This window comes from Paraburkholderia sp. BCC1876, assembly GCF_902833695.1.
GTDB lineage: Bacteria > Pseudomonadota > Gammaproteobacteria > Burkholderiales > Burkholderiaceae > Paraburkholderia.
Genome location: NZ_CADFGI010000113.1, coordinates 1 through 425, shown reverse-complemented (window position 1 = coordinate 425; position 425 = coordinate 1). Strand labels below are relative to the sequence as shown.

The following is a 425-nucleotide window of genomic DNA, read 5'->3' as shown; positions in this document are numbered from 1 at the left end:
CGAGAAGGCCCGCGAGGTCCGTACCAAGTTCGGCCCGCGCGCGGTGCGCAACTACATCATCTCGCACACGGAAACGGTATCGGAAATGGTCGATGTGCTGCTGCTGCAGAAGGAAACCGGCCTGCTGGAAGGCAGCTTCGGCGCGCACGGCCATGCCCGGCACGGCCTGATGGTGATCCCGCTGTTCGAGACCATCGCCGACCTGCAGAACGCGCCCGAGATCATGCGCGACTACTTCGCGCTGCCCGGCATGCAGGCGCTGGTCGCCCACCAGGGCGGCGAGCAGGAAGTCATGCTCGGCTACTCGGACAGCAACAAGGACGGCGGCTTCCTGACCTCGAACTGGGAGCTGTATCGCGCCGAGCTGTCCCTGGTCGAGCTGTTCAGTGCCCACGGCATCAAGCTGCGCCTGTTCCACGGCCGCG

Annotated in this window: 1 protein-coding gene; it reads left to right on the top strand. The window is 65.9% G+C overall.

From position 1 onward, the window contains the following. On the top strand, window positions 1-425 hold a 425-nt coding region (locus HWY05_RS38050; protein ID WP_176061519.1), incomplete at both ends, for a phosphoenolpyruvate carboxylase.